Below are 14,249 nucleotides of genomic sequence, written 5' to 3' on the forward strand. Positions count from 1 at the left end.
GGTGAAGACGATCGCGCACAGTGAGGGACCTGTGCGCGATCGCGCGCGGCTCAGGCGACGCGGTATTCCCTGAATTTCTCGCGCAGCGCGGATTTCAGCACCTTGCCGGTGCCGGTCATCGGGAATTCGTCCAGAAATTCGACCGCATCGGGCATCCACCAGCCCGCGATCTTCGGCCGCATGTGGTCGAGCAGGGTCTTGCCGTCGACGGTCGCGCCCTTCTTGCGGACGACGAGGAGCAGGGGGCGCTCCTGCCATTTCTCGTGGTTGATGGCGACAACGGCCGCTTGCAGCACGTCGGGATGGGAGAGCGCGACATCCTCGAGCTGGATCGAGGAAATCCACTCGCCGCCGGACTTGATCACGTCCTTGGAGCGATCGGTCAGCGTGACGTGGCCTTGGCTGTCGATCACGGCCATGTCGCCGGTGATCAGCCAGCCGTCGCGGTCGAGGCCTTCTTCCAGCTTCATGTAGCCCGAGGCGACCCATGGCCCGCGGGCACGGAGATGACCGACGGTCTTGCCGTCGCGCGGCAGCTCGGTGCCGCCATCGTCGACGATGCGCAACGCCGTGCCGAAACAGGCGCGGCCCGAGACTTGGCGCCGATCGAATTTCTCCTTGTCGCCGAGATGCTCCGAGCCCGGCCGCAGGCCCGGCATCGAGCAACCCAAGGCTTCCGTCATGCCCCAGGCCTGGATGTAGTCGACGTTGTACTCACACTTGAGCTTTTCGACCATCGCGCGCGGCGGCGCCGAGCCCGACGACAACGTTGCGCGCAATGTTGAGAATTTATTGCCGGTCCGCCCGAGCCAGTCGAGCAGGATCAGCCAGAAGCTCGGCACGCCCGCCGACAGCGTCACCTTCTCGCCTTCGAGCAGCTCATAGAGCTTGTCGGGCTCGTAGTTGCGGCCGGGCAGCACCAGCTTCGAGCCGGTGTAGGGGGCGGTGAACGGCATGTTCCAGCCATTGCCATGGAAGAGAGGCGCCATCGGCATCATCACCTCGCGCACGCCTTCGACATGTCCCGGCAGGAAATCGAAATTGCAGCAGGTCATGGTCTGGAGGATCGCGGCGCGGTGCGAGTAGATCACGCCCTTGGGATTGCCCGTTGTGCCCGACGTATAGCAAATCGTGGACGCAGATTTTTCGTCGAACTCCGGCCAGGCGAAGCCGGCCTCGTTCTCCTTCTCCAGCAAATCCTCGTAGCAATGGACATTCGCGAGCGTCGTCTCCGGCATCCGCTCGCGCGATGACATCACGACGTAAGCCTCGACGCTCTTCAATTGTGGCGCGATCGCCTCGACGATCGGTAGCGTGGCACGGTCGACGAACAGCAGGCGGTCTTCGGCGTGATTGATGATGTAGACGAGCTGCTCAGGAAACAGCCGCGGGTTGACGGTGTGCAGCACATAGCCCATCCCCGGCGCGGCATAGAACATCTCGAAATGGCGGTGGGTGTTCCAGGCCAACGTGCCGACGCGATCGCCTTGCTTGATGCCGAGCCGCTTGAGCGCCAGCGCCATGCGCTTGATGCGCGGATGGGCGTCGGCATAAGTGTAGCGATGGATGTCGCCCTCGATCTCGCGCGCGACGATCTCGGCCTCGCCGTGATAGTCCGCGGCATACTGGATCAGGCCGCTGATCAGGAGCGGCATGTCCATCATCAATCCCTGCATGGTTTCCTCCGGATCGCCACGTCGTTGCGCGGCATGCGCTTGTGATTAGCGCTTGAGGTTAGCGGAACGTCCCGCGGCGTTCACGCAAAAAGCGAGGGATATGATTGCATGCATCGCTTTTTCAGGGCTAATTTGAGGTGAGTGGCCTGCGAAACAGCGTCCGCCGTGGAGGAAATCGATGTCAGCGGAAAGACACAAGACCGGCACAGCCGGCGACTCTACGGTCGATATTTCCGCACTCCGCGCGCGCTATCGCGACGAGCGCGATCGCCGTCTGCGTACCGAAGGCAAAGCGCAATATGTCGAGGTGGCAGGCGACTTTTGCCGCTATCTCGACGATCCCTGGGCCGATCCCGGATTTGCGCGCAAGGCCGTCAGCGAAGACACCGAAGTGCTCATCGTCGGTGGTGGCTTCGGCGGCCTGCTCTGCGGCGCGCGTTTGCGCGCGGCCGGCATCGCGGATTTTCGTATCGTGGAAAAGGCCGCCGATTTCGGCGGCACCTGGTACTGGAATCGTTACCCCGGTGCGGCCTGCGATACCGAGAGCTACATCTATCTGCCGCTGCTGGAAGAGACCGGCTACATGCCGGTGCGCAAATATGCGCGGGCACCCGAGATCTACGAACATTCCCGCCGCATCGGCCGTCATTTCGGGCTCTACGAGCGCGCGCTGTTTCAGACCGTCATTTCGCGGATGGAATGGCAGGAGCAGGAGGCGCGCTGGCTGGTCGAGACCGATCGCGGCGATCGCATCCGCGCGCGCTTCGTCATTCTGGCCGGCGGCCCGCTGAGCCGACCGAAGCTGCCGGGCATTGCCGGCATCGAAAGCTTTGAGGGACACAGCTTCCACACCAGCCGCTGGGATTACGGCTACACCGGCGGCACCGCGGAAGGCGGTCTCACGGGTCTCGCCGACAAGCGGGTCGGCATTATCGGCACGGGCGCCACCGCCGTGCAATGCGTGCCGCATCTCGGCCGTTCCGCCAAGGAGCTCTACGTCTTCCAGCGCACACCGTCAGCGATCGGCGTGCGCGACGATCGGCCGACGGATCAAAGCTGGGCGCAAAACCTCAAGCCCGGCTGGCAGCGCGAGCGCATGGACAATTTTACGGCGGTGATCTCGGGCGAGCCGTTCGAGCGGGATCTGGTGCAGGACGGCTGGACTGGTTTGCTCGGCGAGATACTGCTGGCGCCGCGCCGGCAACCGCAGCCGGTGACCTCAATGGAAGAGGCGCTGAAGGTCATCGAGCAGGCCGATTATCGCAAGATGGAAGAGATCCGCGCGCGCGTGGACGCCATCGTGAAGGACGAGGCCGCCGCGGCTGCGCTAAAACCCTGGTACAAGGCGTTCTGCAAGCGGCCGTGCTTCCACGACGAATATCTCGACACCTTCAATCGTCCCAACGTGCATCTCGTCGACACCAAAGGGCAGGGCGTCGAGCGCATCACGGAGAATGCCGTCGTCGCCGACGGTAAGGCCTACGAGCTCGACTGCCTGATCTATGCCAGCGGTTTCGAGGTTGGCACCGATTACGCGCGCCGCATGGGTTTTGAGGTCTATGGCCGCGACGGCATCAGCCTGTCCGAGCGTTGGCGCGATGGCGTCAAGACGATGCACGGCTTCTACAGCCGCGGCTTCCCTAACTGCTTCCTGATCGTCACGGTGCAGGCGGGCCAGAGCGCCAACTTCCCGCACATCATTGACGAGCAGTCGCAGCACATCGCCTATGTGATTGCCGAAGCGCGCAAGCGTGGTGCCAGAACGCTGGAGCCGACGCTCGCTGCCGAGAACGCCTGGGTCGAGGAGGTCGTCAAGGCCGCGATCGGCCGCCAGACTTATCTCGCCGAATGCACGCCCGGATACTACAACAACGAAGGCGAGTTCGATCCGATCGCGGCCAGGAACAGCCAATACTGGCGTGGGCCGGTGGCATTCCTGCGGCTGCTCGACAAATGGCGCAAGGAGGGCAATTTGGACGGCCTGGAATTGTCGTATGATCCTGCCATGGAGTCGGCGCCTTCGTCCGGGTAAGGTCACTCATCGGATCGCCGCAGACAGAGGGGACGTCGGACATGATCAGGGGCATGACTGTAGCTGGGGCGGTTTTTGGTGCGATGGTGCTGATGGGTTGCCTGGCACCCGCCACCCACGCCGCCACATGCGGCAGCTCGCCGGCGGGTTTCGAGGCCTGGAAGCGCGAGTTCAGTGCAGAGGCGCAAGGAAAGGGCATCGGCCAAACCGCGATCTCTGCTTTGATGCAGACGAATTACGCCAGCGCCACCATCGCCGCCGACCGTGGGCAACGCAGCTTCCAGCTGTCGCTCGATCAGTTCCTCGCCAAGCGCGGCGCCACCACCATCGTCGCCAAGGGGCGGCAGCTCAAGAACTCGCAGGCAGCCTTGTTCGCCTCGATCCAGCAGCGCTACGGCGTTCCGCCCGGACCGCTGATTGCGATCTGGGGCATGGAGACCGGTTTTGGCAGCCAGCGCGGCAACCAGAATATGCTCTCGTCGATCGCAACCCTTGCCTATGATTGCCGCCGCCCCGAATTCTTCACCGACCAGCTCTATTCCGCGCTGAAGCTGATCGACCGCGGCACGCTATCAGGCGCGACCCGCGGCTCCATGCATGGCGAGGTCGGCCAGACCCAGTTCATGCCCAAGAACATCCTGGCCTATGGCACCGGCAATCTCGAGGTCGCGGCGAACGCGCTGAACTCGACCGCGAATTTCCTGAAAGCCCATGGCTGGCGTGCGGGAGCCGGTTACCAGCCGGGCGAGGCGAACTTTGCGGCCATCGAAGCCTGGAACGCGGCGGGCGTGTACCAGAAGGCGATCGCGCTGATGGGCCGGCAGATCGACGAGGGTGGGGCAGCTGCCGCGCGCTGAGATGAGTCCTGAAAACGTTCCGGCTCAGCAAGGCGTGATGCGCCGGCGCAAGAAAGTTGTTGCCATCCGGAACTGACGGCATGAGGTTTGCTTTGATCGATTCAGGGCTGGGCATGAGGAGACTCAACGATGGCAACCCAGATCGTGATGGATCAAACTGGCGATACCCGCCACGAGTTTGATCCTGGCAATGCCGAAGCGCTGGCGCGGGCCGAACAGCGTTTTCGGGAGCTGACCGGAGCCGGCTTTACCGCCGCCTTCCGCACCGGGCCCGGCGATGTGACCCGTATCAAAGCGTTCGACCCGACCGCGCAGGAAACGCTGTTCTATCCCCGCCTGGTCGGCGGTTGATCTGAGCTGCTCATGTTCGCGGCACTGTGGTTCCACGCGCCGGCGCGTGCCCGTTTGCATGCGCTGCGCGAACTCTACCGGCGCTTCTTCGGCGAGAACACGCCGGATGCGCGCGGTCGCCGGCTTTTGGCCGAGTGGCTGTCGCCGGCGCAGCGCGACCAGTTCGAGCAGCACCGGTACTTCGACGTGATCGGCAGTGATACCGGCAAGCGCTATCGCATCCACTACGGCACAGCCGCCAATGTCCACGAGATCGACGATGCCGGGCTTGCGACGATGGGGTGGTGCTTCGTCCCGTCAGGCTTCCTCGTGCCCGGCGACGTCATGCTGGCGCAGAAGATCGCGCTCGAGACGGACGAGAAGGGCGCACTCTCGCTCGCCAACCGGTTTCCGCCGGCGACGCATTCGGAGCATTTCTACCGGCGACCGTTCTAGAGCATGATCCGGAAAAGTGTGGAGCGGTTTTCCGAAAAGATCATGCTCAAAAAATAAACACCGGACATCCGGCGTTCAGCTGTGCGTGGTGCGATAGGCATCCAGCGCATGCGCCGCGAAGACGCCGATGCTGCAAAGGACGAGCAGGGCTGAGATCATCTCGATCATAGCTCGTTCTCCCCTAGCGGCTGGGCGACGAGGTTCCGGCAGCACGAATAATCGTAGATCAGGTCGAGGAGGAATTGCATGGTGGCCGTCCCTGTATTTATTTTGACAACGACTTAACCGGCCATCTGTTTCAGGCGTGTTTCGTCGCACCGGGAATGCGGTTTCGTGGGGGAACCCGGGCTGGTTTGTGCGGCGCGAAGCCGCTATGTCCCGCCCTTGGTTAATTCCTTCAGCCGCGCGCCTCGGGCGGGCGGCGCATCACATTGCGAGGCAAAATCATGGCGCAAGTCGAGTGGTTCGACGATCTCACCGTCGGAATGCGGTTCAAATCGCCCGAGGTCGAGGTCACCGAGGCCGACATCAAGCGCTTCGCCGCCGAGTTCGATCCGCAGCCGATGCATCTCGACCATGAGGCGGCCAAGCAGACCCTGTTCAACGGGCTCGCCGCGTCAGGCTGGCACACCGCGGCGATCGCCATGAACCTTGCGATCCAGGCCCGCCCGTTCGGCCCGCATCCGCTGATCGGCGCCGGCGTCGACGGCTTGCGCTGGACCATTCCGGTGCGCCCCAATGACCGCCTGCATCTGGTCGGCGAGGTCATGAGCCTGACGCCGTCGAAGTCGAAGCCGCAAGGAATCGCGCTGGTGAAATGGACGATGTTCAACCAGAGCGGCGAGGAGGTTTACACCTTCACGCCGATCGCGATCGTGCCGCGGCGGGTGTAAGCACAGCCCCCACCATCGGCCTGCCGGGCGCCTGAAACCCTTGCCGGCCGCCGGAAGAGGTGGTCATCTCGGCCCGGGGAACACGCTGGAGGCTGACATGAGACGATTCCTTCTCGCCGTCGGACTGCTCGCAGGCGTCTTGAGCGCAGGCGCCTTGACCACAAGGCCCGCGGTCGCGCAACAATCCAAGGTCGGCGACTGGACCATCGAGAAGCGCACGCAGGACACGCATTGCAATGCGAGCCGCGGCTACAAGGACAAGGAGGACGAGAACCGCGACTACGTCATCGTCGTCACCTATTCCGACAAGGCGATCGTGATCGTGATGATCTATGACGGCTGGGAGTGGGACAATGTCGGCGAGATCCTCCGCGCCGATGTCAGCACCGACGATTCCGACATCATGAAGAAGGCGAAGTGGGAGGTCATGGACAAGACCACCGTGCGCGGCATCTTCGAGTTCGACCAGTCGATCATGGACCGGCTCTCGAAAGCCAAGCGGCTGTCGCTCGATTTCGAGGACGATGACGACGACAGCATCGAGATGCAGGTCCCGCGCGCCGGCGAGGCGCTCGCCGCGCTGAAGTTCTGCGAGGAGAACCGGAAGTAAATTGCCGACGCCCGCCGCGAAGCCGGCGGGAATTGGTGGCAACAAAATCCGGCAGCAGCGGGCGAGCGCGTGACCCAACGCACACTGTCCTCGCGCTGTGCGCATTTATCCTAGTCTTTGGCGAAAACGTCCAAGCCGCATCCTGCGGTTGACGTTACGCAAGGACGATGTTCGATATTCCAGAATCTCGCTACAACATCTTTTCTGCGCCGGGGATGGCGGCTTGCCATCCTGTTTGTTTCACCAATTTCCGATGCGCTCGCCCCTTTCATCGCCGGGGTAACACGCCGACCGCATCGTTCTCCCGATGACGATCCTGCAGGCAAACCGGTTCTCGTCGCTGGTCGGCGAGATCTACGACGCGGCGGCCAACCCCGCGCTGCGTAGCGCCGCGCTGGAGCAGGTTTCGAATTTCGTCGGCGGATGTGCCGCGACCATCCTGTCCAGGGACGCAGCCGGGCTCTCGATCGAGATCCACCAGCATTTCGGCACGGATCCCCGCTTCCGTCAGCTCTATCGCGACAGATATGTCGAGCTCGATCCGCTGCTCGATCGCCATCTCCATCTCGCTGCGGACCAGACGGTTGGCGTGACCGATGTCATGCCCCATTCGGACTTTGTGGCAACCAGCTTCTATCGCGAGTGGGTGGAACCGCAGGGCGCGATTGACCTTGCAACCGTCGCGCTCGAGAGATCGGATGCGCGCACCACGATCCTGCAGGTGTTGCGTCACCGGTCGCGCGGCACCGTTGACGAGGCAATGCGCGAGCGCATGCGACTGCTCGCGCCGCACCTCCAGCGTTCCAGGATCATGGGCCGCCAGATCAGGGCGCGCTCGCACACCGTGGACGATCTTGCCGATGTCCTGGACGGGCTGAGTACGGTCATCTGCCTGCTCGACGCTGAAGGGAGGGTCGTGCATGCCAACGCGGCAGGCCGCCGGCTGTTCGCCGATGCCAATCTGCTCGCGATAGTCGGCGACCGGATCGTTGCCCGCAACACCCAGACCGACAAAATATTCCGCAGCCTGCTCGAAATCGTCTCAAGCAGCGAAATTGATTCAGCGCCGCGCCGTCAGGTCGGGCTCGCAACGTCAATCGACGGCGAGCACTATCTGATTCATGTTTCTCCCTTGAAGCGGGAGCATCATCTGTCGCGGGACATTGCGGCCACCGTGCTCTACGTTCAGAGGGCTTCGATGGTGTCATCGCTCGTGCCCGATGCGATCGCCGCGGCGTTCAGGCTGACGCCGTCGGAATTGCGCGTGATGATGGCCATTGTCGAGATCGGCGGCGTTCCCGACATTGCGGCCAAGCTCGGTATCGCCGAGACGACGGTGAAGACGCATCTCGGCCGGCTGTTCGAAAAGACGGGCGCCGGCAGGCAGGCGGATCTCGTCAAGATCGCCGCCGGTTTTGCTGCACCGTTCGTTCAGCGGACGGGCGGCGGCAACGACGCGGTGTGATCCATTTCACAGCGCGAGCCGCGCATCCGCGCGATCTCAATCCATTGTGATGAGCAAGACCCGTCCGTCCTCCAAACGTATGACGCGTATCATTTGATACTTTCGTATATCGCGCCCCACCCGAAATGGGTAGGGCCGCGTGCACTACGGAGACAATGTCGATGCGTATCGAACGCGAGGCGGGGCGGTGGTACATGGCCGAGGCTTGCTCGTTGGTTGGAGAGGTTGCAGTGAGCGGCAAGGATGAATTTTCCATTTTCAATGTTTCAACGGACCACATTCCCGAAGACGAGCGCGTGCCGCTGCTGCGCGAGTTCTACTGCCGTGGCGTGCTGAAGGCGGAGGTCGAGGTCAAGGAGGGAAGGCCGGCCGCGGCAAACTTCACGTCGCATGTCCTGCCGGAAGCCCAGTTGCTGATCGGAGGATTGTGCGGCGCGCGGGTCATTCGGACGAAGCAGCTGGTCGCAGATGGCGATGACAGTCTCGCCCTGATCCTGAACAGGTCCGGCGTTCTCGGGATATCCGAGCGAGGACACGATTTGAGACTTCAGGCTGGAGAGGCGGTCCTGACGAGCGCGGAGGACGTCACGACTTTCGAGCGTCTCGCGCTGGGAAGTGGTTTCTCGCTGCGCGTGCCTCGGCGCGTGCTGGCCCCGATGATCGTGGACGTGGACGATGCGGTGATGCGCGTCATCCCGCAGAGCGCCACCGGGCTTCGACTGCTCGTCGACTATGCGATGGCACTGGTGCGCGAAAAAGCATTGGCGGTGCCGGCGTTGCGACAGTTCGGCGTCGCCCATCTGCATGATCTCCTGGCGCTCGTTCTTGGCGCCACGAATCACGCGAGGGAATCGACCGGACGGCGGGGCATCAAGGCGGCGCGGCTCCAGAAGGCGAAATTCCTCATCGTCAACAATTGCTGGCAGCAGGATATTTCGGTGGCGACGATTGCTCAAGAGCTCGGCGTGACCCCGCGCTATCTCCAGCGGCTGTTCGAGGCTGACGGCAAGACCTTCTCGTCCTTCCTGACCGAGCAGCGTCTCAAGCGTGCCCATCGTATGCTGCGCGAGCCCGATTTCGCCGAGCGTCCCGTGAGCTCGATCGCCTACGACGTCGGTTTCGGTGATCTCTCATATTTCAACCGCTGCTTCCGGCGCGCGTATGGCGCGACACCGAGCGACGTCAGGAGCGGCGGCGTGCTGTGACCGCGCAGAACTGAATTTCAGCCCAATATCGGTTTCAACAGGGAAGCATTCGAGATGATCGGTGATCGCAGAGTCATGGCCGTAGCGCAGTGGTTTTGCCGCAGTCTCATTCTTGCAGGCGTTGTGTGTGGGTCGTCGGCCCTTGCGGGAACGCCTGACGAGATCAGGGTTCCCGGCGAGATCCCGGGCATCGCGCTCCATGCAGAGGGTGCGCAGATCTACGAATGCCTACCCGACGCTGCGAAACAGCTGGTCTGGCAGCCGCGTGAGCCGGCCGCGATCCTGATGGATGGAAGCAAGTCGGTCGGCCGCCATTATGCGGCGCTGCATTGGGAGACTGTCGATAGCACCACGCTGGTCTGGGAGCACAAGGACGGCAGCTCGGTGAAGGCGGGGATCGTTGCCCGGACCGCGGGCCGCACTGCGGATGATCTGCCGTGGCTGAAGTTCAAGGTCATCGCACAAACTGGCAACGGCCTGTTCTACGGCGTCACCCACGTCCAGCGCATCAACACGCAAGGCGGTCTGGCGCGCGGACCCTGCGATCAGGCGGGCAGCTATCGCAGTGCGCCGTATTCGGCCGACTACGTCTTCTGGCGCGCGGAGTAAGTCATGACGTCGCTTTGCGCGCGGCGTCGAGAGTTGGAGTTTGGAATGCGCCGTTTCTTCTTTGATCTCCTGGTCGACAACGTCGTGAAGATCGACCCGGGCGGCATGATCTTCGAGCAAGCCAAGGCGACATTCGTCGTGGCCGACGAGATGGCGCGGCATCTGTTCGTCTGGCGTGACGATCTCCGCGATCGCGATGCCTGGATTCGCGTGCGGGATGCCGGCGGGCGCGAGATCTATCGCGCCGCGGTCTGGGCTGAGAGCGCCGAGAAGGCAGGTTGGGACCAGGCGTGAGCGCGCCGACGTGTCGCAACTCTGCATCAGTGGTGAGCGAAAGAGCGTCAGTTCGCTCTGAGACGAACCCCGGTCGCAGCCGTCCAAGTCGGATGACGGTCGTCCCTCTACCTTAGCGATTGGCGATTCACACGTCGCTGCGCTGGTTTCCTCCGATCGGAGGAGGCCCGCGCAATAAGCCTGCGTGCCCACTGGGGAAGGCGTCGATCGGGGACTGCAATCAACGCCGTAACGGTGACGATCGCAAGTAACACCGGCGCAATCACCGGAGTAGCGATCGCGATTTCGTTTCAGGACGCCGCCAAGACGGTCGACCTCGACAATGCTGGTAACATTACGGGAGGCCAAGGGATCACCGCGGATATCGGAAACATCAACAATTCCGGAACGATTACCGGACGTGAGGCAGCCATCAACATAAATGCGGCCAACGTGACAAACACCGGCCTGCTTCAGGCGACGGGCAACAGCGACGCCGGGCTCGTCGCGTCCACGGCCGATTTGACCAACACCGGCACCATCATCGGTACGACCGGTATTTTCGCGGCCTCGACTACCGCACCAGCCAGAACGTGTCGGTGTTCGGCGCGGCCGAGGGCATGGTGATGTCCAACCAGAGCCGCACCGCTACGGCCAAAGGGGGTGTTCGCGTCGCGTTCTAAGCCGGCATCAGCCCCGGCGGCTTGACCGCGATGCCCGCCGGCCGGGCTCCATCCGCCCGGCCGGCGTCTCATCCGATCGGAGGATGCCGCATGCTCTGGCTGTGTTAGGCTTGGTGATCTTGATCACTCAGGCCATTTGAAGCCATGCACGGACCTCGGAAACTGCCGGAACTGGTCGAGTCCATCTATGATGCGGGGCTCGATCCCTCGCTGTGGAACAACGTCGTCACCGGCATCCGCGATTTCGTCGGCGGGCAGGCCTGCGGGCTGTTTTCCAAGGATTCGATCAGCAAGTTCGGCGTCACCCACTATTATTGCGGGGCGGACCCGCACTACATCCAGCTCTATTCCGAGACCCATTCGAAATTCGATCCGCTCACGGTGCTGCCACCACACGGCCGGATCGTCAGCATTCCGGAGCTCGTCAATTTCGATGAGTATCGGCGCGGCCGCTTCTACCAGGAATGGATGCGACCGCAGGGCTGCAGCGATGCGGCCAACGTCGTGCTCGACAAGTCGAATGTGAGCTGCCCGGTGATGATGACGGTGCTGTCGGGCCGGCGCATGGTCGATGCCGCGATGAAGCATCGTCTCTCGCTGATCGTCCCGCATGCCAGCCGCGCACTGCTGATCAACCGCGCGATCGACTCGAAATTGACCCTGGCGACGGCGCTGGCCGACGTCCTGGACAATCTGGCATCCGGCATCTTCCTGCTCGATGCGGCGTGCCGGCTGGTGCATGCCAATTCCGCGGGCCATGCCTTACTCGCGTCCGACGATGTGGTTCGCTCCGTCGCAGGACAGCTGGTGACCTGCAGCCCAGAGACCAATCAGGCGCTGCGCGAAGCATTTGCGACCCGCAGTGACATTGTCCTGCTCGCTGCACGAGGCAACGCGATTCCGCTGCTTTCACCAACAGGCGAGCGCTACGTCGCGCATATTTTGCCGCTGTCGTCCGTGCTGCGCAATGGCAGCGAACGGGTGGTCGACGCCGTCGGTGCGCTGTTGCTGCGCAAGGTGTCGCTCGGCGGGCAGTCCTATGGCGATTTGATCGCGCGAACCTTCGATCTGACGCCGGCAGAGCTGCGCGTGTTCCTCTCGATCGTCGAGGTCGGCGGTGTTCCGGAGACGGCGGCAGCGCTGGGAATAGCGGAATCGACGGCGAAGACGCATCTGCATCGCGTCTTTGCCAAGACCGGCGTGTCCCGGCAGGCCGATCTCGTCAAGCTCGCGGCGGGATTCTCCAATCCGCTGGTCCATTGATCGCTGAATCGCCGCCGGAGTTGAACCTTTTGCTTCCGTGATCGACTCACAGAAGCCGCCGGGCACGAAGAACATTTCGCTGTCTCCATGTGACCATTGGTTCTTCCGATGCCCCGACCTCCCAAACAGTCCGAGTTGATCGAGAACATCTATGACGCCGGTCTCCACCCTGAGTTGTGGGGCGATGTCGTCGTCATGCTCAACGCGTTCGTCGGCAGCCAGGCCTGCGGCCTGATCTCGAAGGACCCGATCAGCAAATCAGGCGCGACGCATTATTACTGCGGCGTCGATCCGCACTACATCCAGCTCTATGCCGAGACCTACGCGCAGTACGATCCGCTGGCGCGGTTGCCGCGGTACGGCGAGGTGCGCAACATCCCCGATCTCGTGGATTTTGATGAGTATCGCCGCGGCCGCTTCTATCAGGAATGGCTGCGCCCGCAGGGCTGCGTCGATGTCGCCAACGTAGTGCTGGAGCAGTCGAAGTCGCCCTGTCCGATGTTGCTGACCGTGATCCCGGGCCGGCAGATGCTCGACGTGGAACAGCGCGCGCGGATGCAGTGCCTGGTGCCGCATGCGAGCCGGGCGCTGCTGATCAACAAGGCGATCGAGCGCAAGCAGCAGCGGGCGATTGCGCTCGCCGATGTCGTCGACCGGTTGAATGCCGGCGTCATCCTGCTCGATAAGGCCTGTCATATCGTCCACAGCAATCCGGCCGCGGAGACGATTTTGGCCGCCGACGATGTCCTGCGGTCAGTCGCAGGCCGGCTGGTGGCAAGGTCCACTGCGGCGAGTTCAGCGCTGCGCGCAATCTTCCGCGACGCCGGGGAGGTTGCCCTGGCGGCGGATTCGGGGCGGAAGATCCCGCTGATGTCGCATGACGGGGCCTACTACGTCGCGCAAATCATCGCGCTGCCGTCGCTGCTGCGTGGAGGCGCGGTGGAGCGCACGTCCGCCGTCGGCGCTCTGTTCATCTGGAAGGCGGAGCTCGACGGCCGCTCCTGTGCCGGCGTCATCGACCGCACGTTCGAACTCACGCCTGCGGAACTCAGGGTTCTGCAATCGATCGTCGATATCGGCGGCGTGCCGGAGACGGCGATCGCGCTCGGCATCGCCGAGACGACGGTGAAGACGCACCTGCATCGGGTCTACGCCAAGACCGGCGTGTCCCGTCAAGCGGATCTCGTCAAGCTCGCAGCCGGATTCTCCAATCCACTCGTGCACTGACGCGCCTTCGACGCGCGCAGCGAGTCGCTTCAGCTCGCAATAGGTTCAAACAAAAGCATCATTAGAAAGTTATCGCGCATCATTCGATTGAATGACGCGACTTTCGGCGTTCTCACTTACGAGACGTCACACGATCACTTGTTCGATGCATCAGGTCTTTGTGTGAAGCAACTCACTGCAAGCGAAACTGAATCCCGTCAATCTCGCGTACAGGTTGAAAGGAGATTGTCATGCGAACGAGGTTCCCGAATTTGGCAGGCGAGTTCCGCAGCATCGTCGCGCGGGTAGGAGCGGCGTTCCGCGCGCAGCGCGAGATCGATGCGCGACGCGCGTTGCAGCGCTATCGCCATCTGCTGGAGCAGCCGCACGAAACATTGCCTTTGAATGAAATCATTCCGGCCAGCAACGAAGAGGAAATTTCAGGACATGCCCACGGATTTGATGCGCGCGAGCGCGCGGCCGGCCACCCCGCGTTCGAACGTGCGTAACGCCAACATCGTCGCGGTCGCGCTGACCGCCGCACTTGTCGCGCTTCAGCTGGTCGGGCTCGCGATGCTGGAGCGGTCTCACGCACAGCCGGCCTCGCCGTCGCAGGTAAGCGGGAGTGAGCCTGTGCTCTGCAACGGCAGCGTCGAGGTTCCCGTCCCACAATTGCATTACGATTGATCCG

Annotated in this window: 16 protein-coding genes; 15 read left to right on the plus strand and 1 reads right to left on the minus strand. The window is 62.9% G+C overall.

Going from position 1 to position 14,249, the window contains the following annotated elements; translation table 11 throughout:
* Positions 1-50: 50 nt before the first annotated feature.
* A complete protein-coding gene (locus BMW89_RS09870) occupies positions 51-1,676 on the minus strand; it encodes a long-chain fatty acid--CoA ligase (protein WP_092025148.1) in 1,626 nt (541 codons plus the stop codon).
* A 178-nt stretch (positions 1,677-1,854) separates the two neighbouring features.
* Here BMW89_RS09870 and BMW89_RS09875 point away from each other — a divergent pair, with 178 nt between their 5' ends.
* The 15 genes from BMW89_RS09875 (at position 1,855) to BMW89_RS09945 (ending at position 14,245) form a co-directional block, all read left to right on the plus strand.
* Positions 1,855-3,708 carry a flavin-containing monooxygenase gene (locus BMW89_RS09875; RefSeq protein ID WP_092025151.1) on the plus strand — a complete coding sequence of 618 codons (1,854 nt, stop codon included), beginning with the start codon at positions 1,855-1,857 and terminating at the stop codon, positions 3,706-3,708.
* 41 nt (positions 3,709-3,749) lie between these two features.
* Entirely contained in the window at positions 3,750-4,565 is an 816-nt protein-coding gene (locus tag BMW89_RS09880) for a lytic murein transglycosylase (RefSeq protein ID WP_092025154.1), read from the plus strand.
* Between the two features lie 129 nt (positions 4,566-4,694).
* Complete coding sequence (locus BMW89_RS09885) at positions 4,695-4,916, plus strand: hypothetical protein (protein ID WP_092025157.1); 222 nt, start codon at positions 4,695-4,697, stop codon at positions 4,914-4,916.
* 12 nt (positions 4,917-4,928) lie between these two features.
* Positions 4,929-5,351 carry a hypothetical protein gene (locus BMW89_RS09890; RefSeq protein WP_092025160.1) on the plus strand — a complete coding sequence of 141 codons (423 nt, stop codon included), beginning with the start codon at positions 4,929-4,931 and terminating at the stop codon, positions 5,349-5,351.
* 446 nt (positions 5,352-5,797) lie between these two features.
* Positions 5,798-6,244: a MaoC family dehydratase gene (locus tag BMW89_RS09895; protein ID WP_092025163.1), complete on the plus strand. Its 447-nt coding sequence runs from the start codon at positions 5,798-5,800 to the stop codon at positions 6,242-6,244.
* Positions 6,245-6,341: 97 nt separating this feature from the next.
* A complete protein-coding gene (locus tag BMW89_RS09900) occupies positions 6,342-6,854 on the plus strand; it encodes a hypothetical protein (protein WP_092025166.1) in 513 nt (170 codons plus the stop codon).
* A gap of 307 nt (positions 6,855-7,161) precedes the next feature.
* Entirely contained in the window at positions 7,162-8,319 is a 1,158-nt protein-coding gene (locus tag BMW89_RS09905) for a helix-turn-helix transcriptional regulator (protein WP_092025170.1), read from the plus strand.
* Between the two features lie 230 nt (positions 8,320-8,549).
* The gene (locus BMW89_RS09910) at positions 8,550-9,524 is read left to right on the plus strand and encodes a helix-turn-helix transcriptional regulator (protein WP_092026254.1); all 975 of its coding nucleotides are present in this window, start codon (positions 8,550-8,552) and stop codon (positions 9,522-9,524) included.
* A 123-nt stretch (positions 9,525-9,647) separates the two neighbouring features.
* Complete coding sequence (locus tag BMW89_RS09915; protein WP_244547563.1) at positions 9,648-10,133, plus strand: DUF3455 domain-containing protein; 486 nt, start codon at positions 9,648-9,650, stop codon at positions 10,131-10,133.
* Between the two features lie 45 nt (positions 10,134-10,178).
* Positions 10,179-10,427, plus strand: coding sequence for a DUF6894 family protein (locus BMW89_RS09920; RefSeq protein ID WP_092025176.1), 249 nt, complete (start codon positions 10,179-10,181; stop codon positions 10,425-10,427).
* A 234-nt stretch (positions 10,428-10,661) separates the two neighbouring features.
* Entirely contained in the window at positions 10,662-11,033 is a 372-nt protein-coding gene (locus BMW89_RS09925; RefSeq protein WP_092025179.1) for a hypothetical protein, read from the plus strand.
* Positions 11,034-11,233: 200 nt separating this feature from the next.
* Entirely contained in the window at positions 11,234-12,352 is a 1,119-nt protein-coding gene (locus tag BMW89_RS09930; RefSeq protein WP_092025181.1) for a helix-turn-helix transcriptional regulator, read from the plus strand.
* A gap of 108 nt (positions 12,353-12,460) precedes the next feature.
* Positions 12,461-13,579 (plus strand): helix-turn-helix transcriptional regulator, encoded by a 1,119-nt coding sequence (locus BMW89_RS09935; RefSeq protein ID WP_092025184.1) that lies wholly within the window; start codon positions 12,461-12,463, stop codon positions 13,577-13,579.
* 230 nt (positions 13,580-13,809) lie between these two features.
* Positions 13,810-14,067, plus strand: coding sequence for a hypothetical protein (locus tag BMW89_RS09940; protein WP_092025187.1), 258 nt, complete (start codon positions 13,810-13,812; stop codon positions 14,065-14,067).
* Positions 14,060-14,245 carry a hypothetical protein gene (locus BMW89_RS09945; protein WP_244547564.1) on the plus strand — a complete coding sequence of 62 codons (186 nt, stop codon included), beginning with the start codon at positions 14,060-14,062 and terminating at the stop codon, positions 14,243-14,245. Before BMW89_RS09940 ends, BMW89_RS09945 begins: the two co-directional genes overlap by 8 nt.
* The last annotated feature ends 4 nt before the right edge of the window (positions 14,246-14,249 follow it).

It is taken from the genome of Bradyrhizobium sp. OK095 (assembly GCF_900109945.1).
Taxonomy (GTDB): domain Bacteria; phylum Pseudomonadota; class Alphaproteobacteria; order Rhizobiales; family Xanthobacteraceae; genus Bradyrhizobium.

Bases quoted from the DNA above. Each gene is read 5' to 3' on its own strand.
- BMW89_RS09870 (WP_092025148.1), bottom strand. From the start codon at position 1,676: ATGCAGGGATTGATGATGGACATGCCGCTCCTGATCAGCGGCCTGATC.
- BMW89_RS09875 (WP_092025151.1), top strand. From the start codon at position 1,855: ATGTCAGCGGAAAGACACAAGACCGGCACAGCCGGCGACTCTACGGTC.
- BMW89_RS09880 (WP_092025154.1), top strand. From the start codon at position 3,750: ATGATCAGGGGCATGACTGTAGCTGGGGCGGTTTTTGGTGCGATGGTG.
- BMW89_RS09885 (WP_092025157.1), top strand. From the start codon at position 4,695: ATGGCAACCCAGATCGTGATGGATCAAACTGGCGATACCCGCCACGAG.
- BMW89_RS09890 (WP_092025160.1), top strand. From the start codon at position 4,929: ATGTTCGCGGCACTGTGGTTCCACGCGCCGGCGCGTGCCCGTTTGCAT.
- BMW89_RS09895 (WP_092025163.1), top strand. From the start codon at position 5,798: ATGGCGCAAGTCGAGTGGTTCGACGATCTCACCGTCGGAATGCGGTTC.
- BMW89_RS09900 (WP_092025166.1), top strand. From the start codon at position 6,342: ATGAGACGATTCCTTCTCGCCGTCGGACTGCTCGCAGGCGTCTTGAGC.
- BMW89_RS09905 (WP_092025170.1), top strand. From the start codon at position 7,162: ATGACGATCCTGCAGGCAAACCGGTTCTCGTCGCTGGTCGGCGAGATC.
- BMW89_RS09920 (WP_092025176.1), top strand. From the start codon at position 10,179: ATGCGCCGTTTCTTCTTTGATCTCCTGGTCGACAACGTCGTGAAGATC.
- BMW89_RS09930 (WP_092025181.1), top strand. From the start codon at position 11,234: ATGCACGGACCTCGGAAACTGCCGGAACTGGTCGAGTCCATCTATGAT.
- BMW89_RS09935 (WP_092025184.1), top strand. From the start codon at position 12,461: ATGCCCCGACCTCCCAAACAGTCCGAGTTGATCGAGAACATCTATGAC.
- BMW89_RS09940 (WP_092025187.1), top strand. From the start codon at position 13,810: ATGCGAACGAGGTTCCCGAATTTGGCAGGCGAGTTCCGCAGCATCGTC.